Below are 18,741 nucleotides of genomic sequence, written 5' to 3' on the forward strand. Positions count from 1 at the left end.
GCGGATGTGACAAGGCCTCATGCCGCCGGCATGCGCCGCAGCAGCAGGAGCGCGGTGTCGTCCACCCGGTGCTCGGAGGCGCCGTCGAAGTGGACGAGGGTCTCGGCGAGCCGGTCCAGCGGACCCTCGCCGGCGGCGGACAGCGCGCCGGCGAGACCGGCGATGGCGGTGTCCAGGTCGGTGCCGGGGCTCTCGACCAGCCCGTCGGTGTAGAGCGCGAGCACTGCCTCCGGCGGCAACGGCACCTCGGTGGTGGGGTATTCGGCGCGCGGGTCGATGCCCAGCAGCAGCCCCGGCGGGGTCGTGAGCACCTCGGTACGTCCCCCGGGGTGGCGCAGCAGCGGTGGCGGATGACCGGCGCTGGCCAGCCGTGCGATGCCCTCGGCGAGGTCGAGGTGGACGTACAGGCAGCTGGTGAAGAGCCCGGTGTCGAGCTCGTCGAGCAACCGGTTGGTGCGGGCCAGCACCTCGTCGGGCGAGGCGCCCGCGGTCGCGTGCGCGTGCACGGCGGTGCGGACCTGGCCCATCAGGGCGGCGGCGTTGACGTTGTGGCCCTGGACGTCGCCGATGACGGCGGCCGCGCAGGTGCCGTCGAGCCGGATCAGGTCGTAGAAGTCGCCGCCGATGTCCATGCCGCTGGTGGCGGGCAGATAGCGGGCGGCGACCTCCAGACCGGGCAGCGAGGGCAGCGTGTGCGGGAGCAGCGCGGCCTGGAGGCCGTGGGCGAGTCGGTGCTTGGCGTCGTAGATGCGGGCCCGGTCCAGGGCCTGTGCGATGAGCGCGGTCAGCGAGGCCATGGCGCTGCGCTCGTCACCGCGGAACGGGCGCGGATGGTCGTAGCCGAGGATGCAGCAGCCGACCGGGCGGCCCGAGGCGATCAGCGGCAGCAGGGCCCACGCCGACTTCCGCAGGGAGCCGGTCAGCCCCGGGTACGCCCGCAGCAGTTCCTCGGGGGAGCTGTAGAACCGGGGCACCCCGGTGAGCAGGGCCCGGCTCGCCGGGGTCAGCCGCGAGCCGAGCGGGGTGCCGTCGAGCGCGGCCATCGCCTCTTCGTCGTAGCCGCGATGGCCGATCACCCGCAGCCGGCCGCCCTCCGCGACGACGAGCACGAAGCCGTCCGCGCCGAACGCCGGCGGGAACAGGTCGGCCACCAGCTCGACCACGTCGCGCACCCCGACCGCCTCGGCGAGCGCGCCGGCGAGCTGCATCAGGTGGTAGATCGCCGTGACCCGGTCCGGTGCCGCGCCGGCCGCGTCCTTCCGGCAGTTCCCGGGGGCCTGCGGCGCCGGCTCAGGACGGTGGTCGGTGGGGGAGATCCGCACGCTCACCCCGGTCCTGTCCGGGTAGAGCTGAAAGAGCAGCCAGTGGTCGGGGGGCCGCCGGGCGATGAACGACGTCGGCTGCCCGCTGAGCACGGCCCCGCGGTAGCGGTCCTCGTGCACCGCGTCGTGCAGCCAGGGCAGCACCTGCCACGGCAGGGCGCCGAGCAGCACCCCGGCGGACTCGCCGAGGAGCAGTTCGGCGTGGCCGCTGACGTAGGTGATCCGCCCGCTCTGGTCCAGGGCGCACCCGCCCTCCGGCAGCCGCCGTGCGAAATCGGCGGCCGCCTGCGCCTCGTCCGGCGCCGCCCGCGCGGCGCCGGGCCGGTCCAGCACCCGCGGCAGCGGGCCCGGACGGACCGGGTCGCCGGCCGACTCCGCGTGCTGCAGGTGCTCGCACATCACGTCGCACGCGCGGCCGATGACGGCGTGCTCGATCCCGGCCGGGGGCTCGGGATGGGAACCGGGCCAGATCAGCATCAGCGCGCCGCGCACGAGGTGCGCGGCGTCCTGCAAGGGGGCGGCGGCCAGGGCCAGGTCGTACGGCAGCACCAGCGCGGTCTGCGGGTAGCGCTCCGCCAGCTCCTCCCGCGTCCCCAGCCACACCAGGCGCCCGGTGCGCACGGCGTCCGCCACCGGCGCCGAACGGTTCAGGGCCATCCGGGCCCACGGCGTCGCCAGCTCCCGCGGTGCCCCGGTCAGCACCTCCAGGCCCAGCCCCCGCCCTTCGGGCAGCACCAGGAAGACCGCGCCGATGTGCGCGTTCGTGGCGCGCACGACCTCGGCCAGCGTGTCGTCCAGCTGCTCCCGTACGGGGGCGGTCACCACCATCGCGGGCCCACCGTCCATGCCGATCGGCTCTCTAAGGGGACGATACGCCTCATTCCCCCCTCGGCACCCGCCGAGCCGCCGCACCGGCGCCGCGGGCGCACCTTGGGGGCGAGCGGGGCCGGGGCGATGAGGTCGATGGCGGTGGCGGGAGGGAGGCGGTGCTCACGCGGTCGATGGGGTGGGGCGCTGGGCACCGTCGGCCACGTACGGGACGGGGCGTCTCGGGCGGCGGTCGAGGCGCGGGCCCGTGCAGGTGATCAGGAGGTCGGGACTCCGGCCGGGTCCGCGAGTGCGGTGGCGTGGGCGTATCGGGCGGCGGCTGAGGCGGGGCCCGGGCGGTCGCGTGCCGGGCGCGGGTTACGACGGGTGGGTCGTCGGGGCCGGGGCGATGAGGTCGATGGCGGTGCCGACCTGGTCGGCGAGGGTGACGGCGACCAGGCGGGCCTGGGGGGAGGGCACGGCGCCGGGGGTGGGGCGGAGCATGAAGCGGCCGTGGAAGCGGCCGTTGTGGAAGACCCGGAGCTCGACCTCCGTGTCGGGCAGGCCCTGGCGGTCGGCGTTCCAGGGGTGGCGGCCCCAGAAGATCGTGCCGTCGGCCTCGAGCCGCGGCGGGTGGCCGACGAGCGTGCCGTACTCGAAGCGGTAGCCGCGCAGTTGCAGCAGGCTCACCAGCTGGTCGCCGACGTGCTCCACGACCCGGTGCGGGGAGGGGGCGCACTGGGCGAGCCGGGCGGTCTCGTGGATGCGGGCCAGGTGGTCCGCGTCGGTGACCACGACGACTTCCAGTTGCCGGGTCCTGGCGGCCAGTTGGGAGACGGCCAGCCCCACTGCGAGCAGGAGCAGGGCGGTGGCGATGTCGCCGGGCCCGGCGATGGTGAACCGCCCGTAGGGCGGGGCGAAGAAGAAGTCGAACCACGCCGCTGCCGACAGCGCGGCGACGGCTCCGGCGACACGGCTGCCGAGAACGGCCACGGCGACCACCGCGACCACGAGGACCAGGGCCACGAGCGGGGCGGCGATGCCTGTGCGGAAGGGCAGCAGCACCGCGCTGACGGCGAGCGGCAGCAGGACCGCGGCCGGCAGGGCGAGCCTGCGCAGGAACGGGGACAGGGACGGATTACGGAGCACGGCCCTCACCTGATTCGGCTGGTCGGGACGGATACCGCCCCGCGGACCCCCCGCGGAACGGTCAGACGGGCCCGGCGGCCCGCAGCGGCAGCCGCCGGGCGTTGCGGCGGCTCACGGTCTCGAAGAGCTCCTGGAGCGACGGGCGCGGCACGGTCAGCACCGGGCAGGCCGCGTCCCGTACGCACCGGTGGGCCACCGAGGGCGACAGCAGCCGGCGCAGCAGGCCGGTGCGCCCGGCGCCGACGACGAGCAGGTCGTCCTCGCGGTCCGCGACGTGCACCAGGCAGCGGGCCACCGGGCCGCGGGCGACGAGCGCCCGGACCGGCAGGCCGGCCGGCGCACCGCCGAAGGCGTCGTCCATCGCGGTCAGCAGCCGTGTCCTGGCCTGGTCCTGCCCCGCGCTCAGCAGCGGCGGGCACGGGTGGCGCCGGTAGGCGAACTCGCCGCCGGCCGGCTCCCAGGCGTGCACCACGACCAGCACCGCATCGCCGCGGCGGGCCTCGGCGGCCGCCCGGTGCAGTGCCGCGAGACTGCCCAGCGAACCGCTCACCCCCACGACCACGCGGCGGTATCCGGCGTCTTCCATACCCCCATGGAAGCGCCGTCCGCGTCCGCGCGCGGGGGCTCTTGTCGTCGCCCTGTCGCCGCCGCCACGGCCCTTGACGCTTCCCTGACCGTGCCGCCAGCGCACCGTCAACGCTTGGCCCGCGGACGTCAACGTCGCATCAGGGACGGGCCCGGACCCGGACGTGCCGGGCATAGCGTCAATGCCTGGCCACGGACCACATCCGGCCCGGGCCCACCGTCACGAACGAACCTCACAGGAGGATCGCGATGAGCGAGACATGGTGCGGGGACGACCCGGAACCTTCCGAACCCGTCCCGGCCGGACACCCCAGAGGGGAGACGCTGTTCGTCCCCGTCCGGCCGGGTCCCGCCGGGTGCGTCGCGAGAATGTTCCGCACGCCCCTGGGCGGCCGTACGGCCGTCGCCTTCACCAGTGAGGAACGCCTGGCCGCCACGCTCGGCGCCGGCCAGGAATGGATCAGGCTCGGCGAGCCCGCGCTGCGGGCGCTCGCCGAACCGCTGGGGGTGACCACCCTCACCGTGGACCCGCAGTTCGCCGCGCCCGCCGTGGGCGCCACCGCGGACTGGGACCCGCGGGCCGTGCACACCGCCGACCACCTGCCGCTGCGCATCGGCTGAGGAGCGTCCTGCCATGACCATCTCTGAGACCACCGCCTTCACCGCGCTCGCCGCAGAGGGCGTCGACACCGGGCTGTCCGTCTGGCCGGCCTCCACCCGCACCGCGCCGCACGGCGAGCTGTCGGTGGGGGGCGTCGCCCTCACCGAGCTCGCCGAGCGCTTCGGCACCCCGGCGTACGTCCTCGACGAGGGCGAGGTGCGTGCCCGCTGCCGCACCTACCGGGCCGCGTTCCCCGACGCCGACGTGCTGTACGCCGCCAAGGCGTTCCTGTGCCGGGCGATGGCCCACTGGGTCGAGGAGGAGGGCCTGGGCCTGGACGTCTGCTCGGCCGGAGAGCTCGAACTCGCCGTCATCACCGGCTTCCCGCCGGAGCGCATCGTGCTGCACGGCAACGCCAAGAGCCCCGAGGACCTGGCCACCGCGCTGCGCCTGGGGGTGGGCCGCATCGTCATCGACAGCACCGGGGAGATCGCCCGGCTGGCCGCCCAGGTCCCGGCCGGGTCCCGGCAGAAGGTGCTGCTGCGGGTGGTGCCCGGCATCGCCGCGGGCGGTCACGCCGCGGTGCGCACCGGCACCGACGACCAGAAGTTCGGGCTGTCGCTCGCCGACGGCTCCGCGCAGCACGCGGTGGCCCGGGTCCTGGACCAGCCGCGTCTCGAACTGGTCGGCCTGCACTGCCACCTCGGGTCGCAGATCTCCAGCGTCAAGCCGTACCTGTCCGCCGTGCGGCGGCTGGTGGGGCTGCTGGCCGGGATCCGCCGCCAGCACGGCGTCGCGCTGCCCGAACTGGACCTGGGCGGCGGCCACGCGGTGGCCTACCGGCCCGGCGAGGCGGCGCTCGACGTCACCTCGCTGGCCGCCCGGGTGCGTGGCGAGCTCGCCGCGAGCTGCGCGGCGGCCGGGCTGCCGGTCCCGCGGCTGACGGTCGAGCCCGGCCGCGCCATCGCCGGGCCCGCGGGTGTGGCGCTGTACCGGGTGCTGTCGGTCAAGCGCACCGGCGGCCAGGTCTTCGTGGCCGTGGACGGCGGCATGAGCGACAACCCGCGGCCCGCCCTGTACGGGGTGCGCTACGCGCCCCGGCTGATCGGCCGGCACTCCACGGAGGAGCCCGCGCTGGTCACCGTCGTGGGCCGGCACTGCGAGGCCGGCGACGTGCTGGCCTCCGCGGTCCCGCTGCCCGGCGACATCCGGCCGGGCGACCTGCTGGGTGTGCCGGTCGCGGGCGCGTACCACCTGTCGATGGCCTCGACGTACAACATGGTCGGCCGCCCGCCGGTGGTCGCCGTGGACGAGGGGCGGGCGCGGCTGCTGGTGCGCCGCGAGTCGATGGAGGACTTCCGCAGGCGCGACATCGGCCTGTGAACGGTTCCGGCCGGCCCCGGCGGTGCCCGGCCGGTGTGCCCCGGAGGGGCCGCCCGGGTCACGCCGGATAGGCGTGCACCTGGGCGGCCTTGACGGTGGCCCAGACCTCGGCCCCCGGGTGGAGGTCGAGTTCGGCCGCGGCGGCGGTCGACAGGTCGGCGGCGAGCGGGAGTCGGCCGTCGACGTCGACGCGGATGCGGTCGCCCCGGGACTCCAGGCCGACGACCCGGCCGTGCCACAGGTTGCGGGCGCTCGCACCGGCGGGCCGTTCCCGGTACAAGGTGACGGCGTCGGGCGGGAACGCGGCGAAGGCCGGTCCCGTCAGGTCGTCGGTGGTGGTGATCGCCGGTCCCCCGGCGAGCGTCACGACGCGGCCTGCGGCCTCACCCCGGTAGAGGTTGAGCCCCACCAGGTGGGCGATGTAGTCGGTGCGGGGACGGCGGGCGACCTCGGCCGGGGTGCCCTCCTGCACGGCGCGGCCGTGCTCGATGACCACCAGCCGGTCGGCCAGCACCATCGCGTCCAGCGGGTCGTGCGTCACCAGTACCGCCACGGCCTCGAAATCCGCCAGGTGGCGCCGGAGTTGCGAGCGCACCTCCAGCCTGGTGCGGGCGTCCAGCGCGGCCAGCGGCTCGTCCAGCAGGAGCAGCCGCGGGCGGGTCGCCAGCGCGCGGGCCAGGGCGACGCGCTGTGCCTGCCCGCCGGACAGCCGCCTTGGTCGGGCCGCGGCGTGCTCGGCCAGTCCCATCCGCTCCAGCCAGGCCGCGGCCTCGGCGCGGGCCCGTGCCTTCGACAGGCCCCGGCAGCGCGGACCGAAGGCCACGTTGTCGAGGGCGGACAGGTGCGGGAAGAGCAGGTAGTCCTGGAACACCACGCCGACCGGGCGGGCCTCGGGCGGCGTTCCGTCCAGGTCCGTCCCGTCCAGCCGCAGCCGTCCGCCGGTCAGCGGCGTCAGACCGGCCAGGGCGCGCAGCGCGGTGGTCTTGCCGGCGCCGTTGGGCCCCAGCAGTGCCAGGACCTCGCCGGGGGCGGCGGTCAGTCGTACGTCGAGCCGGAACGTGCCCAGGTCGACGACGAGTTCGGCCCGCAGGCCCTGGGCGCCGTTCATGCGGCCGTCATCCATCGGTCGCGCAGCCCCGCGAGGACCGCGACGGAGACGACGAGCAGCACCAGGCTGAGCGCGATGGCCGCCGCGGGGTCGCTCTGCAGGGCCAGGTAGACCGCCAGCGGCATGGTCTGGGTGCGGCCGGGAAAGTTGCCCGCGAAGGTGATGGTGGCGCCGAACTCGCCGAGCGCGCGCGCCCACGCCAGCACCGCGCCCGCGGCGATGCCCGGCGCGATCAGCGGCAGGGTGACCCGGCGGAACGCGGTGAAGCGGGAGGCGCCCAGCGTGGTGGCGGCCTCCTCGTAGCGGGGGTCGGCGGCGCGCAGTGTGCCCTCCACGCTGATCACCAGGAACGGCATGGCCACGAACGCCTCGGCGACGATCACCCCGGTCGTGGTGAACGGCAGGGTGAGCCCGAACCACTGGTCCAGGTACCGCCCCGCGATGCCGTTGCGGCCCAGTGCCAGCAGCAGCGCCACACCGCCGACGACCGGGGGCAGCACCAGCGGCAGCGTCACCAGCGCCCGCACCATGCGGCGCCCGGGGAACTCGGTGCGGGCCAGCAGCCAGGCCAGGGGCACGCCCAGCACGAGGGTCACCGCGGTCGCGGAGGTGGCGCAGACCAGGGACAGCCGCAGCGCCTGCCACACCCCGGGGCTGGTCAGCTGGTGCGGGAGGTCGCTCCACGGCGTGCGCACCAGCAGTCCGGCGAGCGGCAGCGCCAGGAAGGCGAGGCCGATCAGCGCGGGCAGCAGCAGGGGCAGCGGCGCCGGGGAGCGGTGACGGCGCGGCCGGGCCTTCACGGGGCCGGCCGCGCCGTCCAGGACGTCGTCCGTCACGGGTTGAGGAAGCCCGCGGCGCTCAGCACCTCGGCGCCCCCGGGCGACTCCACCAGGGCGATGAAGGCCTTGGCGGCGTCGGCGTTGGGGGCGTCCTTGAGCAGCACGATGGGGTAGTCGTTGACGACCTTGGCGGACTCGGGGAACTCCACGCCCTCCACCTTGCCACCGGCGGCCTTCACATCGGTCTTGTAGACGAGCGAGGCGTCGACCTCCTTGAGCTCGACCTTGGTCAGCGCGCTCTTGACGTCCTGCTCGTAGGAGACCGGCGTGAGCTTCAGGCCGCCGGCGTCCAGCGCCTTCTGGGCGGCGGCCCCGCAGGGCACCTCCTTGGCGCACAGGGCGACCTTGAGGCCGGGGCCGGTGAGGTCCTTCAGGGCGTCGATCTTCTTGGGGTTGCCGGGGACGACCGCGATCTCCAGCTGGTTGCGCACGAAGGTCTCCGGTTCCCCGGAGGCGTCCTCGGCGTCGGTGACGATCCTCATCGTCTTCGGGGAGGCGGCCGCGAAGACGTCGGCCGGGGCGCCGGAGGTGATGCTCGCGGCGAGCGAGTCGCTGCCGCCGAAGTTGAAGGTCACCTTCGTGCCGGGGTGCGCCGCCTCGAACTGCTTGCCCAGCTCGGTGAAGGTCTCCTTGAGGGAGGCCGCGGCGAAGACCGTGACCGTGCCCTTGAGGTCGTCGGCGGGCGAGGCCGCGGCGTCCGAGGCCGACGGCGCGGCCGACGACGAGGCGTCGTTCGAGTCGTCACCGGAGGAACAGGCGCTCAGGGCCAGCAGCACCGCGGTGCCTCCGACGGCCAGCTGCAAGGTCCGGGTCCGGCGGTGCACGGAACGGTTCATCACGTGGTCATTCCCCCTCGGTAAGTGGTCGCGCCTGCGCCGATGATAGTGGCGCAGGTGCGGCCCAGATGGTCCCTGACGCATTGCATTAGCCAGACGATTCGACAACTGATCACGTACGTGCGTTTCCGCTGGGGGCCCTCGTGGGTACCGTGGTACGGGAGGTGCATGCCCGTGACCGCGCCCGTTCCCGCGCCGCCGCCCCAGCTCGCCGGATTCGTGCTGAGCGGCGACCTGGCCCGCCCCGCCCCGCTCACCGTGCGTGACCTGCGTACATGGCCGCAGCACGAGGCGCGGGTCAGCTTCGAGTGCGCCACCAGCGGGACGCAGCACCACCGGTTCGAGGGGCCGCTGCTGCACGAGGTGCTGTGCGCCGCGGGGCCCGCCTTCGACCCGGCCCGGCGCAAGGACCGGCTGCGCTTCCTCATCGTCGTCACCGGCGCCGACGGCCATCACGCCCTGCTGTCCTGGGGCGAGATCGACCCCGACTTCGGGCGGGCCGCGGTGCTGCTGGCCACCCGCATCGACGGCACACCGCTGGACGGGAGCGGCCCGCAACTGGTGCTTCCCCAGGACCGGTGCGGGGCACGGCACATCAGCGGCATCACCGCGATCCGGGTGGACGGCCGGTACGCGGGCGCCGCGGCGGCCTGATCCTCCGGGCACGGCGGGCACGGCGGGCACGGATTACGATCGGCCGGATGCACTCCTCCTCTTCTGCGTCCCCCGCCTCCCCCGCCTCGCCTTCCGGCCTCGTCCGCGAGTTCCACACCGCTTTCGGCCTCGACGTCCGTTCGGCGCCCGCGGAGATCTCCCCGGCGCACGCCGCGCACCGCCAGGACCTGCTGGCGGAAGAGGTGGCCGAGGTCGCGGAGGCCTCCGCCGAGGGATCGCTGGCCCACCTCGCGCACGAGCTGGCCGACGTGGTCTACGTCGCGTACGGCACGGCGCTGGTCCACGGCATCGACCTGGACGCCGTCATCGCCGAGGTGCACCGCGCCAACATGTCCAAGCTGGGCCCCGACGGCCGGCCGACCCTGCGCGCCGACGGCAAGGTGCTCAAGGGCGAGCACTACCGTGCCCCGGACGTCGCCGCGGTGCTGCGCGACCAGGGCTGGTCGCCGCGCGAGGCGTAGCGGGCGGCCCGCGCGGCGGCGGGCGGCGCGGCGTCCCGCGCCGCTTCCGGGCCCTGGTGTCACGCTGGAAGGATCAGGGACGGACCCCGCGAAGGGAGCGCCATGATCACCACAGACTTCGTCCCCGGGTCGCCGTGCTGGGTGGACCTCGGGGCGCCGGACGTCGATGCCGCGGCCGCCTTCTACGGGGCCGTCTTCGGCTGGGCCTTCGAGCGGTTCGCCCTGGAGGGCGGCGACTTCGGCCTTTTCCGGCTGCACGGGCGGACGGTGGGCGCGGTCGGGGAGCTCACCGAGGAGGGCGCCCGGCCCGCGTGGATGATCTACTTTCGCGCCCTCGACGTCGAGGTGACCACCTGGGCCGCGATGCGGGCGGGCGGCTCGGTGCGGCGGGAGCCGGCCGACGTGCGGGACGAGGGCCGGCTGGCACAGCTCACCGACCCGCTGGGCGCCGAGTTCGCCGTGTGGCAGCCGGGCGGGACGCGGGGTTTCGGCGCCGCCGACCAGCCGGGTTCGCTGTGCTGGACCGAGCTCTACACGACGGACGCGGCGGCCGCGAAGGAGTTCTACGGCTCCCTCTTCGGCTGGAAGACCGACGACATGCCGCTCCCCGGCGGGGGCGGGGGAACGTACACCGTGATCACGCCCGCGGGGGAGAGCCAGGAGCGGATGCAGGGCGGGCTGATGGAGATGGCCCCCGAGTTCCTCACCCTCAACGGCGGGCGTCCCTACTGGCACCCGGTCTTCGCCGTCGAGGACTGCGACGCGGCCGTCGCTCGCGTCACCGGCAACGGCGGCTCGCTCCAGATGGGCCCGGAGGACGCCGAGGGCGTCGGCCGGCTGGCGGTCTGCCTCGACCCGGCGGGCGCGGACTTCGTCCTGCTGGACCCGGCACCTGCCGCCTGAGCGGGACCTGCGGGAGAATCGTGGGCATGACGGAGCGCAAGCCACCCGGTGTCCCGTTCGAGTCGTGGGTCGACCACCAGATCCGCGACGCCACGGAACGCGGCGCCTTCGACGATCTGCCCGGGGCGGGCAAGCCGCTGGCCTCGCTGGACGAGCCCTATGACGAGCTGTGGTGGATCCGGCGGAAGATGGCCCAGGAGGGCCTGGCCGCGCTGCCGCCCGCCCTCGTGCTGCGCAAGGAGGCGGAGGACGCCCTGGCCAAGGCGCGGCGCGCCCCGTCGGAACGCCTGGTCCGGGCCATCCTGGACGGCGTCAACGACAAGATCCGCGCGGCGCTGCGCATGCCGCCGCCCGGTCCGCCGCTCGGGCTGAGGCCGTTCGACGTCGAGCAGGTCGTGGCCGAGTGGCGCGAGCAGCACTGATCCGGGCGTGCCTCGGGCCCCCGGGCGCCCCGGGTGCCCGTGGCCGGGCGCGCTGACCCGCTGCCTGGGGCCGGAGGGGCGTGCGGAAGTACCCGGTCGGGGCCCGGGCCGTCGCGGTGCCGCAGGCGATCCGCGCGAAGGCGTCGGCCGGGTCGCCGGGCGTCCCCGGCCCCGCGCGGGGATTCGCGGCGGAGCGCGTGACGGGCGGCGACGGACCGCCGTCCCGGCCGCGGACCGGGCACGGCGAAGCCGGTGCGCCGGAGGGTGGCCTCGATCATGTCGCCGGGCCGGGACCGACGAGGTACGGGGGTGCCGGCACCCGCCGGCAGCGGTCGGTGACATCGCGGATCCGGGTGAGCGGCGCGGCCAGCGCGAGGGACGCCGCCCGCTCCGCCGGCCCGGGCATGCCGCGGCGCGGCGGCTGACATGGGGGCGCGGGGACGCACCTCTCGACGGCGGGAGGCGGGCCGCCCGCTTCCGCTCCGGGGCGCCTGCTCGGCGCCGGTCACCGTGGACGTGACGTCCTCGCCCCGGAACGGTTCGAGGACGACGCCCCCCGGCCGCTCCTGAGGGGAAGGGCCGGGGGCGGCGCCGCCTGCTCACCGTTCCGCGGGGGCTGCCGGTTCCGTGGAATCAGGGAGCTCCGGTGGGAGGCCGAACGCCGGGAACAGCGACGGGCCGAAGGTCGTGATCTCGGCGATCAGCCCGTCCTCCACCCGCAGGACGTCGAACTTGAAGGCCCGGAAGCGGGTGTCGCCCGGCCGCCGCAGGTAACTCGCCGCGGTCGGCATGCGGTTGGCGCTCGTCGGGAGGAGCCGCCAGTCGCCGTCCCGGTTCTCGCCCAGCGCGCGTTCCAGCAGCGGTGCGACGGCGTCCAGCCCCTCGAAGACCATCGGCATCGGCGGCATCGTGATCCGCAGGTCCTGTGCGGAGATCGACACGGCGGCCGCGGCGTCGCAGCGTTCGTGCGCGTCGATGAAGCGCTCCAGCAGGGCCTTCTCCTCGGCGCCGGGATCTCCCGCGGACCAGTCGGTACGGCGCGCGGGCAGGTGCTGCCGCATCGTCGCCCGGGCCCGCTGCAGGGCGCTGTTGGCGGCGGCGACCGTCGTCCCCAGCAGGGCGGCCGTCTCCTCCGCCGGAAGCGCCAGGACGTCGCGGGCGAGGAACGCGGCCCGCTGCCGCGGCGGCAGCACCTGCAGCGCGGCCAGGAACGCCAGCTCGATCGTCTCCCGGTCGACGACGACCGCGTCCGGGTCGTCCGCGCCGCCGGCCGCCAACTCGTCCAGCAGGCCGTCCGGGTACGGCTGGAGCCAGGGCACGTCCGCGAAGGACTGCGCCTGCGCGGCGGCCGTGCGGCGGGCGCCGCGCCGCAGCGTGTCGAGGCAGACGTTGGTCGCGATGCGGTAGAGCCAGGCGCGGAACAGCAGGTCGCCGCCGAACCCCTCGCGTCCGCGCCACGCCCGCAGATACGTCTCCTGCACCGCGTCCTCGGCCTCGTCGAACGAGCCGAGCATCCGGTAGCAGTGGACGTGCAGTTCGCGGCGGTGGCGCTCGCTCAGAGCGGCGAAGGCCCCCTCGTCCGTCATCCCGCGGCCCCGTCCTTCTCCCCCTGCTCGCGCCGCACTTCCTGGAGCACCCACGTGTTGCCGTCCGGGTCCGCGAATTCGGCGAAGGAGTTGTACGGGCTGTGGCCGGGGTCGACGCCGTCCACCCAGCCGCCCGGCGTCATGTGCCGGATACCGGCCACGGCGACGCCGCGCGAGGTCAACTCCTTGTGCACGGCCTCGATGTCGTCGACGACCAGGTGCAGTCCGCGTACCGAGCCGGGCGCCGCGTCCGTGATGCCCTTGCCCACCGAGACCGAGCACGCGGAGCCGGGCGGGTCGAGCTGCACGACCCGGAAGTCGTCGCCGGCGCGGTGGTCGACGTGCACGGAGAAACCGAGCTTCTCGCTGTAGAAGGCCTTGGCCCGGTCGACGTCCACGACCGGCAGGAGCACGAGTTCGAGCCTGAGATCCATGACGCTGTCTCCATCCGTGGGTGGTAGGGATCGTGTCACCTGAGCACGAGACCGGCGGTCACATTCGTCATCGTGCCCGTCATGCCCGCCGCCCGGTCCGAGGCGAGGAAGGCCGCCACTTCCGCGACATCGGCGAGCCGCGGCGTGCGGCGCAGCACCGACGCCCCGGCGATCGCCGCCAGGGCGGCCCGCGGGTCGGGGGCGTTCTCCCCGGCGACGGCGGCGAGCCCCTCGCGGGTCAGCGTCTCGGCGACCCCGGCCGTCCAGATGCCGCAGACCCGCACGCCGAACGGACCGGTCTCGGCGGCCAGGTACCGCATGAACGCCTCGGTCGCCGCGTCGGCCGGTCCGGTGCTGCCCATGCCGGGCATCGCCCCCGCGCCGGACGCGCTGTTGAGGTGCAGGATCACCCCGGACCCCTGGGCGACCATCCGGCGGGCGGCGGCGCGGGCGGTGACGAAGGAGGACCGCAGCCCGGTGTCGACGGCCCGCAGCAGGTCGTCCGCCGTCATCTCGACCAGCGGGACGCCCTGCACGTCGCCGCGCGTGACGAGGTTGAAGGAGACGTGGACTCCCCCGTGACGCTCGGCCACGTCCTGGACGTGCGCTTCGACGGCCTTCTCGTCCAGCGCGTCGAGCACGGCGGTCTCGGCGCGGCCGCCCGCCGCGGTGATCTCCTCCGCCACCGCGTCGAGCGTCCCCCGCGTCCGTCCCGCCAGGCACACCAGCGCCCCTTCACGCGCGAGGACGCGCGCCACGCCGCCGCCGATGCCGCCCCCGCCGCCGTAGACGACCGCCGTGCGGCCGTCCAGTGTCCCGGTCATCCAGGCTCCTTCGGAACGCGCGGCCGCCGGTGCGGCGGCCGCTCACGAACGTGAAACGGCGGCCGTCGCGGAAACTCATCGGTGCACCGGTTGCGGGGCGTGGCGGGCTGTAAAACAGTCGGAGGGTGACAGGCCGGCCGCGCGGCGGGATTCGGGACGGGCTCCGCGCCGCGCGCGCGGATCTGCCGCGCCGTGCCCGGGAGCTGCGCACCGGCGCCGAGCGCAGGTTCCCGGTCATCACCCGGCTGGCCGCCCGGCTGCTGTCCGTCCACGTGCTCGACGCCGGGACCCGGCTGGCCGCGCAGGTCTTCCTCACCGCGGTGCCGCTGGTCTTCGTCGTCACGTCCCTCGCACCCGCGGATCTGCGCCGGGAGATCTTCGACTCGCTGCAGGACCTGCTGGGACTCAGCGGCGCGTCGCAGGTGCAGCTGAGTCAGCTGGCCGAGGCCGAGGCGGGCAATCTGCGCGAGACGGTCGGGGCGGTCGGCAGTCTCATGGTGCTGCTGTCCGCGACCGCGTGCAGCCGGTCGATGCAGCGGGTGTGCGAACGGGCCTGGCGGATGCCGAAGTCCGGTGCCCGGATCGCGGCGTGGCGGTGGTTCGTGTGGGTGGCGATGATGCTGGTCGTCGTCTTCCTCCTGGGCCCGATGCGGGACGCCTTCGGCGTCGGCGAGTGGCTGGGCTTCCCGCTCTCGCTGGCCTGCGGCGTCGCCGTGTGGTGGTGGACGCAGCACCTCCTGCTGGGTGGCCGTGTGGGCTGGCGGCCGCTGCTGCCCGGCGCCGTCCTCACCGCCGTGGTCCTGGAGGCCGCGTACTTCGCCGCGCCGCTCTACGTCCCGCTCGCCCTCAACCGCAGCCTGGAGGCCTACGGTTCGCTGGGCTCGGTCTTCACCCTCCTGTCCTGCCTGATCGCCGTCTGCGTCGCCGTCTCCCTCTGCATCACCCTCGGCGCCGTCATCGCGACCGACGAGCCGCCCGCCGGCCCCGCGGGCCCCGGCTGATCCCGAGCCGACGGGTCAGTGGCGGAGGGCGGTGTCGACGGTGGCCCGGACGGGGCCGCCGAGGTCGCGGTGGCTGCGGGCGGTGGCCCGGGCGGTGCCGTGGGCGGGGACGTCGGGGACGGTGACGACGACCGCGTCGAGGAGGTTGCCGCCGGAGTCGCGGAAGGAGACCTGGACGGTGTAGGAGGCGGGCTTCGTGCCGTTGTTGGTGGCGGTGACGGGGACGGTCGCCTTGTCCTGGGACGTGCTGACGGTGCCCAGACGGACGTCCGCCTTGGCGTCGACACCGCCCTTGATGCGGGCCAGCTCCGACGCCGCCGCGGCGGTCGCCGACGCCAGGGCCTCGCCGCCGCGGGCGGCCAGCGAGGACGCGGCGGAGGCGGCCCGGGACCCGTTCACGGAAGGGGGGCCGGCCCCGTCGGAGCAGCCGCTCACGGCAGCCGCCATGACGGTCAGTACAGCCGCCGCGTACGTCGCGCTCGCCGCACGCCACTGGTTCACCGTTGTCATCGCCGTCCTCCGTACCGCTTCTGACGCCCCATATGGCACATCATGCACAATACGGATTAAATGACCCTGTCGCGTGGTCAGGGAGAGGCGGCGGTGACATGGCGGGCACGGGCCCCGAGGGCGGCGACCTCGCCGAGCTGCGCGCCCGGCTGGCCGCGCTGGAGGCACGCGACGCACGTGCGGCACGCGACGCACGTGAGACCGCGGACACCGGGCCGGGGACCGGCCGCCGCCGTCACCACCACCCCGTCAGGGCCTTCTTCTCCGCGCTGCTGATCGTCCTCGCCTGCGTCCTGGTGCCGCTCAGCGCGCTGGCCGTCTGGGTGAACTCCCAGATCGGCGACACCGACCGCTACGTCGCCACAGTGGCGCCGCTCGCCTCCGACCGCGACGTCCAGGACGCCGCCGCCGACCGCATCACCGGCGCCGTCATGCAGCACGTCGACGTCACGTCCCTGCTGGACGAGGTCGCCCCCGCCGACCGCCCCCGGCTGGACACCCTCCTGAACCGGCTGTCCGGCCCGCTGAACAGCGGCCTGCAGAGCCTGGTGCACAGCACCGCCGAACGGGTCGTGCGCAGCGAGGCCTTCCGGACGGTGTGGGTGGAAGCCAACCGCCGCATCCACGCCACCGTCGACAAGGCGCTCACCGGCGAGGGCGGCGGCGCGGTGCGGCTCACCAACGACACCGTCGCCATCGACCTGGCCCCCGTCATCGACCAGGTCAAGCAGCGGCTGGTCGACGCCGGCCTCACCGTCGCCGGGAAGATCCCGCAGATCCACACCGACTTCACCGTCGTCCGCTCCGAGAAGGTCGGGAAGATCAGGACCGGCTTCCGGCTGCTGCAACTGGCCGGCTTCTGGCTGCCGATCCTCACGGTCGTCCTGGCCGCGGTGGGCGTGCTGCTCGCCGCCCGCCGCCGCCGGTCGCTGGTCGCGGCCGCGCTCGGTTTCGCCGGGGCCGCCCTGGTGCTCGGCCTGGCCCTGACCGTGTTCCGGACGATCTATCTGGACGCGCTGCCCGCGAGCGTCTCCCAGCCCGCCGCCGCGACCGTCTACGACACCCTGATCCGTTTCCTGCGCGCCACGGTCCGCGCGGTGATCGTGCTCGGCGTCGTCGTGGCGCTCGGGGCGTGGCTCAGCGGCCCGGGCCGGTACGCCGTCCGGGTGCGCGGGGTGTGGGAGTCCGTGCTCGGCGCGGCGGGGGACGCCGCGGAGGGGGCGGGGATGCGGACCGGACCCGTCGGCCCGTGGCTGGACCGGCACAAGGTCCTGGTCGCCTGGATCGTCGTCGCGGCGGCGGGCCTCGCACTGGCCTTCTGGTCGTACCCGACGGGCTGGGTGGTCGTCGGGCTGGCGCTGGCCGTCGTCTTCGTTCTCGCCGTCGTGGAGTTCCTGGCCCGGCCGGTGCGCCCATGACGTTCGGACTGGCACGCCGTCAGGTACGGCCCAAGGTCCCGCTGCTGCACGGCGAGGGCGACAAGTCGCGGCTGACCAGCCTCCAGGGGCTGGCGGCGCTGTCGCTGGACGCGCTCAGCTCGGTGGCGTACGGCCCGGAGTCCATCGTCGTCGTCCTCGTCGCGGCAGGGACGGCGGCGCTGTCCGCGACGCTCCCGGTCATGCTGGTCATCGCCGCGCTGCTGGTCGTGCTGGTGATCTCCTACGGCCAGGTCATCGCCGTCCACCCGGACGGCGGCGGCTCCTACGCGGTGGCCAAGAAGGACCTCGGCGTGCGGGTCAGCCTGCTGGCGGCGGCCAGCCTGGTGGTGGACTACGTGCTCACCGTCGCCGTCAGCCTGGCGGCCGGCGCGGCCAGCCTCGCCTCCGCCTTCCCGTCCCTGACGCCGTATCTGCTGGAGATCTGCCTCGGCGGCCTCGGGCTGATCACGCTGGTGAACCTGCGCGGCGTCGCGGACAGCGCGCGGGTGCTGATGCTGCCCGCGGCGCTGTTCGTCCTCAGCATCGCCGCGGTCGTGGTCGTGGGCCTGCTGCGCGCCCATCCGGCGGCGGTCGTCGGCACCGCGCGGCCCGTGCACGCCACCGAGGCGCTGAGCCTGCTGCTGCTCCTGAAGGCCTTCTCCTCCGGGTGCTCCGCGCTCACCGGCGTGGAGGCCATCGCCAACGCGGTGCCCGCCTTCCGGCCGCCCAAGGTCCGGCGCGCCCAGCGGACCGAACTGATGCTCGGCGCGCTGCTGGCGCTGATGCTGATCGGCCTCGGCTTCCTCATCCGGCGCGACGAGGTGGCGCCGCGCGGCGGGGTGACGATCCTGGCGCAGCTCACCGCCGGTTCCTTCGGCGACGGCTGGCCGTACTACGCGACGAACCTGATCGTGACGTTCGTCCTGGGCCTGGCCGCGAACACCAGCTTCGGCGGACTGCCCGTGCTGATGAGCCTGCTGGCCCGCGACGACCGGCTGCCGCACGTGTTCGGGCTGCGCGCCGAACGGCCGGTCTACCGCTACGGGGTGGTGGCCCTCGCGCTGTTGGCGGCCCTGCTGCTGATCGTCGTGGACGCCGACACCCAGCGGCTCATCCCGCTGTACGCGATCGGGGTGTTCATCGGCTTCACGGTCAGCCAGACCGGCCTGGTGCGGCACTGGGCCGGGGCCCGGCCGCGCGGATGGCTGCCCAGGGCGCTGCTCAACGGCGTGGGCGCCGTGCTGACCGCCCTCGCCGGGGTGATCCTGCTGACCAGCAAGTTCCTGGAGGGCGCCTGGGTGGTCGTCATCGCGGTGCCGCTGCTGATGCTGCTGTTCGCCCGCATCGAGCGCTACTACCTGCGGGTCCGCGAGGAACTCCGGCCCGGGGTCGTGCCCGACCCGCCGCGACGCACCGACAGCCTGGTCATCGTGCCGCTGGGCGAGGTGAGCCGGCTCGCCCAGCACGCGCTGACCGCGGCCTTGGCGCTCGGCGACGAGGTGGTGGTCGTCGCCGTCCACTGCGACCCGGAGAAGAGCCGCCGCCTGCTGGAGAACTGGGAGCGGTGGCACCCCGGGGTGCGCCTGGACGTCATCGAGAGCCCGCACCGCTCACTCGTGCAGCCGATCCTCGCCTACGTCAAGCGCGCCGCCGCCGGCGGGCGGCAGATCGCCGTGCTCATCCCGGAGGTCGAGCCCCGGCACCGCCGCTACCGCATCCTGCAGAACCAGCGCGGCATCCTGCTCGCCACCGTCCTGCGGGCCCGCACCGACGTGGTGGTCTGCCTGGTGCCGTACCGGCTCGACATCTGACGCGGGCCAGCCGGCCTGGCCGGGGTGCCGTCGCGTACGGGGCGCGGTCTTCGGGCGCGGGGTCCG

At 74.9% G+C, this 18,741-nt stretch carries 19 protein-coding genes; 9 read left to right on the plus strand and 10 right to left on the minus strand.

The window, feature by feature from the left end:
* Positions 1 to 17: 17 nt before the first annotated feature.
* The 3 genes from ACIP98_RS00655 to ACIP98_RS00665 form a co-directional block, all read right to left on the minus strand.
* Complete coding sequence (locus tag ACIP98_RS00655; RefSeq protein ID WP_401973030.1) at positions 18 to 2,168, minus strand: SpoIIE family protein phosphatase; 2,151 nt, start codon at positions 2,166 to 2,168, stop codon at positions 18 to 20.
* Between the two features lie 339 nt (positions 2,169 to 2,507).
* On the minus strand, positions 2,508 to 3,278 hold the full coding sequence (locus ACIP98_RS00660; protein ID WP_319660114.1) for a DUF4118 domain-containing protein: 771 nt from the start codon (positions 3,276 to 3,278) through the stop codon (positions 2,508 to 2,510).
* Positions 3,279 to 3,339: 61 nt separating this feature from the next.
* The gene (locus tag ACIP98_RS00665) at positions 3,340 to 3,864 is read right to left on the minus strand and encodes a universal stress protein (RefSeq protein WP_319660115.1); all 525 of its coding nucleotides are present in this window, start codon (positions 3,862 to 3,864) and stop codon (positions 3,340 to 3,342) included.
* Between the two features lie 248 nt (positions 3,865 to 4,112).
* Here ACIP98_RS00665 and ACIP98_RS00670 point away from each other — a divergent pair, with 248 nt between their 5' ends.
* A complete protein-coding gene (locus ACIP98_RS00670; RefSeq protein ID WP_319660116.1) occupies positions 4,113 to 4,484 on the plus strand; it encodes an SAV_915 family protein in 372 nt (123 codons plus the stop codon).
* 13 nt (positions 4,485 to 4,497) lie between these two features.
* Positions 4,498 to 5,847, plus strand: coding sequence for a diaminopimelate decarboxylase (gene lysA, locus ACIP98_RS00675; protein ID WP_401973031.1), 1,350 nt, complete (start codon positions 4,498 to 4,500; stop codon positions 5,845 to 5,847).
* A gap of 58 nt (positions 5,848 to 5,905) precedes the next feature.
* On the opposite strand, the gene ACIP98_RS00680 is transcribed toward lysA, so the two are convergent.
* Genes ACIP98_RS00680 through modA form a run of 3 tightly spaced genes read right to left on the minus strand, consistent with a single transcriptional unit; the run spans position 5,906 to position 8,630 of the window.
* Positions 5,906 to 6,955 carry an ABC transporter ATP-binding protein gene (locus tag ACIP98_RS00680; protein ID WP_319660118.1) on the minus strand — a complete coding sequence of 350 codons (1,050 nt, stop codon included), beginning with the start codon at positions 6,953 to 6,955 and terminating at the stop codon, positions 5,906 to 5,908.
* A complete protein-coding gene (locus ACIP98_RS00685; protein WP_319660389.1) occupies positions 6,952 to 7,776 on the minus strand; it encodes an ABC transporter permease in 825 nt (274 codons plus the stop codon). Before ACIP98_RS00685 ends, ACIP98_RS00680 begins: the two co-directional genes overlap by 4 nt.
* A gap of 11 nt (positions 7,777 to 7,787) precedes the next feature.
* Positions 7,788 to 8,630 (minus strand): molybdate ABC transporter substrate-binding protein, encoded by an 843-nt coding sequence (modA, locus tag ACIP98_RS00690; protein WP_401973032.1) that lies wholly within the window; start codon positions 8,628 to 8,630, stop codon positions 7,788 to 7,790.
* Between the two features lie 174 nt (positions 8,631 to 8,804).
* Between modA and ACIP98_RS00695 the strand changes: the two genes are divergently transcribed.
* The 4 genes from ACIP98_RS00695 to ACIP98_RS00710 all read left to right on the plus strand — a co-directional run bounded on the left by ACIP98_RS00695 (position 8,805) and on the right by ACIP98_RS00710 (position 11,091).
* On the plus strand, positions 8,805 to 9,284 hold the full coding sequence (locus ACIP98_RS00695; RefSeq protein ID WP_401973033.1) for a molybdopterin-dependent oxidoreductase: 480 nt from the start codon (positions 8,805 to 8,807) through the stop codon (positions 9,282 to 9,284).
* 47 nt (positions 9,285 to 9,331) lie between these two features.
* On the plus strand, positions 9,332 to 9,766 hold the full coding sequence (locus ACIP98_RS00700) for a MazG nucleotide pyrophosphohydrolase domain-containing protein (protein ID WP_319660121.1): 435 nt from the start codon (positions 9,332 to 9,334) through the stop codon (positions 9,764 to 9,766).
* Positions 9,767 to 9,868: 102 nt separating this feature from the next.
* Positions 9,869 to 10,669 carry a VOC family protein gene (locus ACIP98_RS00705; RefSeq protein ID WP_319660122.1) on the plus strand — a complete coding sequence of 267 codons (801 nt, stop codon included), beginning with the start codon at positions 9,869 to 9,871 and terminating at the stop codon, positions 10,667 to 10,669.
* Between the two features lie 26 nt (positions 10,670 to 10,695).
* Positions 10,696 to 11,091, plus strand: coding sequence for a DUF1992 domain-containing protein (locus ACIP98_RS00710; RefSeq protein WP_319660123.1), 396 nt, complete (start codon positions 10,696 to 10,698; stop codon positions 11,089 to 11,091).
* Positions 11,092 to 11,690: 599 nt separating this feature from the next.
* Here ACIP98_RS00710 and ACIP98_RS00715 read toward each other — a convergent pair.
* The 3 genes from ACIP98_RS00715 to ACIP98_RS00725 are packed head-to-tail and all read right to left on the minus strand — an operon-like array spanning position 11,691 to position 13,935.
* The gene (locus tag ACIP98_RS00715; protein ID WP_401973034.1) at positions 11,691 to 12,677 is read right to left on the minus strand and encodes an RNA polymerase subunit sigma-70; all 987 of its coding nucleotides are present in this window, start codon (positions 12,675 to 12,677) and stop codon (positions 11,691 to 11,693) included.
* Positions 12,674 to 13,111, minus strand: coding sequence for a glyoxalase superfamily protein (locus ACIP98_RS00720; protein WP_401973035.1), 438 nt, complete (start codon positions 13,109 to 13,111; stop codon positions 12,674 to 12,676). The genes ACIP98_RS00715 and ACIP98_RS00720 overlap by 4 nt, the downstream gene beginning before the upstream one ends.
* A gap of 35 nt (positions 13,112 to 13,146) precedes the next feature.
* On the minus strand, positions 13,147 to 13,935 hold the full coding sequence (locus ACIP98_RS00725; RefSeq protein WP_319660126.1) for an SDR family oxidoreductase: 789 nt from the start codon (positions 13,933 to 13,935) through the stop codon (positions 13,147 to 13,149).
* Between the two features lie 125 nt (positions 13,936 to 14,060).
* Between ACIP98_RS00725 and ACIP98_RS00730 the strand changes: the two genes are divergently transcribed.
* Positions 14,061 to 14,936 carry a YhjD/YihY/BrkB family envelope integrity protein gene (locus ACIP98_RS00730; protein WP_319660127.1) on the plus strand — a complete coding sequence of 292 codons (876 nt, stop codon included), beginning with the start codon at positions 14,061 to 14,063 and terminating at the stop codon, positions 14,934 to 14,936.
* A gap of 15 nt (positions 14,937 to 14,951) precedes the next feature.
* On the opposite strand, the gene ACIP98_RS00735 is transcribed toward ACIP98_RS00730, so the two are convergent.
* Entirely contained in the window at positions 14,952 to 15,446 is a 495-nt protein-coding gene (locus ACIP98_RS00735) for a hypothetical protein (RefSeq protein WP_401973036.1), read from the minus strand.
* 98 nt (positions 15,447 to 15,544) lie between these two features.
* On the opposite strand from ACIP98_RS00735, the gene ACIP98_RS00740 reads away from it, so the two are divergent.
* The gene (locus ACIP98_RS00740; RefSeq protein WP_319660129.1) at positions 15,545 to 16,864 is read left to right on the plus strand and encodes a hypothetical protein; all 1,320 of its coding nucleotides are present in this window, start codon (positions 15,545 to 15,547) and stop codon (positions 16,862 to 16,864) included.
* A complete protein-coding gene (locus ACIP98_RS00745) occupies positions 16,861 to 18,675 on the plus strand; it encodes an APC family permease (protein WP_401973037.1) in 1,815 nt (604 codons plus the stop codon). The genes ACIP98_RS00740 and ACIP98_RS00745 overlap by 4 nt, the downstream gene beginning before the upstream one ends.
* Positions 18,676 to 18,741: the final 66 nt, after the last annotated feature.

It is taken from the genome of Streptomyces sp. NPDC088354 (genome assembly GCF_044753585.1).
In the GTDB taxonomy this organism is placed as follows: domain Bacteria; phylum Actinomycetota; class Actinomycetes; order Streptomycetales; family Streptomycetaceae; genus Actinacidiphila.

Coding starts and splice junctions, on each gene's coding strand:
- ACIP98_RS00655 (WP_401973030.1), bottom strand. CDS start 2,168: ATGGACGGTGGGCCCGCGATGGTGGTGACCGCCCCCGTACGGGAGCAG.
- ACIP98_RS00665 (WP_319660115.1), bottom strand. CDS start 3,864: ATGGAAGACGCCGGATACCGCCGCGTGGTCGTGGGGGTGAGCGGTTCG.
- ACIP98_RS00670 (WP_319660116.1), top strand. CDS start 4,113: ATGAGCGAGACATGGTGCGGGGACGACCCGGAACCTTCCGAACCCGTC.
- lysA (WP_401973031.1), top strand. CDS start 4,498: ATGACCATCTCTGAGACCACCGCCTTCACCGCGCTCGCCGCAGAGGGC.
- ACIP98_RS00680 (WP_319660118.1), bottom strand. CDS start 6,955: ATGAACGGCGCCCAGGGCCTGCGGGCCGAACTCGTCGTCGACCTGGGC.
- modA (WP_401973032.1), bottom strand. CDS start 8,630: ATGAACCGTTCCGTGCACCGCCGGACCCGGACCTTGCAGCTGGCCGTC.
- ACIP98_RS00700 (WP_319660121.1), top strand. CDS start 9,332: ATGCACTCCTCCTCTTCTGCGTCCCCCGCCTCCCCCGCCTCGCCTTCC.
- ACIP98_RS00705 (WP_319660122.1), top strand. CDS start 9,869: ATGATCACCACAGACTTCGTCCCCGGGTCGCCGTGCTGGGTGGACCTC.
- ACIP98_RS00710 (WP_319660123.1), top strand. CDS start 10,696: ATGACGGAGCGCAAGCCACCCGGTGTCCCGTTCGAGTCGTGGGTCGAC.
- ACIP98_RS00715 (WP_401973034.1), bottom strand. CDS start 12,677: ATGACGGACGAGGGGGCCTTCGCCGCTCTGAGCGAGCGCCACCGCCGC.
- ACIP98_RS00720 (WP_401973035.1), bottom strand. CDS start 13,111: ATGGATCTCAGGCTCGAACTCGTGCTCCTGCCGGTCGTGGACGTCGAC.
- ACIP98_RS00725 (WP_319660126.1), bottom strand. CDS start 13,935: ATGACCGGGACACTGGACGGCCGCACGGCGGTCGTCTACGGCGGCGGG.
- ACIP98_RS00735 (WP_401973036.1), bottom strand. CDS start 15,446: ATGACAACGGTGAACCAGTGGCGTGCGGCGAGCGCGACGTACGCGGCG.
- ACIP98_RS00740 (WP_319660129.1), top strand. CDS start 15,545: ATGGCGGGCACGGGCCCCGAGGGCGGCGACCTCGCCGAGCTGCGCGCC.
- ACIP98_RS00745 (WP_401973037.1), top strand. CDS start 16,861: ATGACGTTCGGACTGGCACGCCGTCAGGTACGGCCCAAGGTCCCGCTG.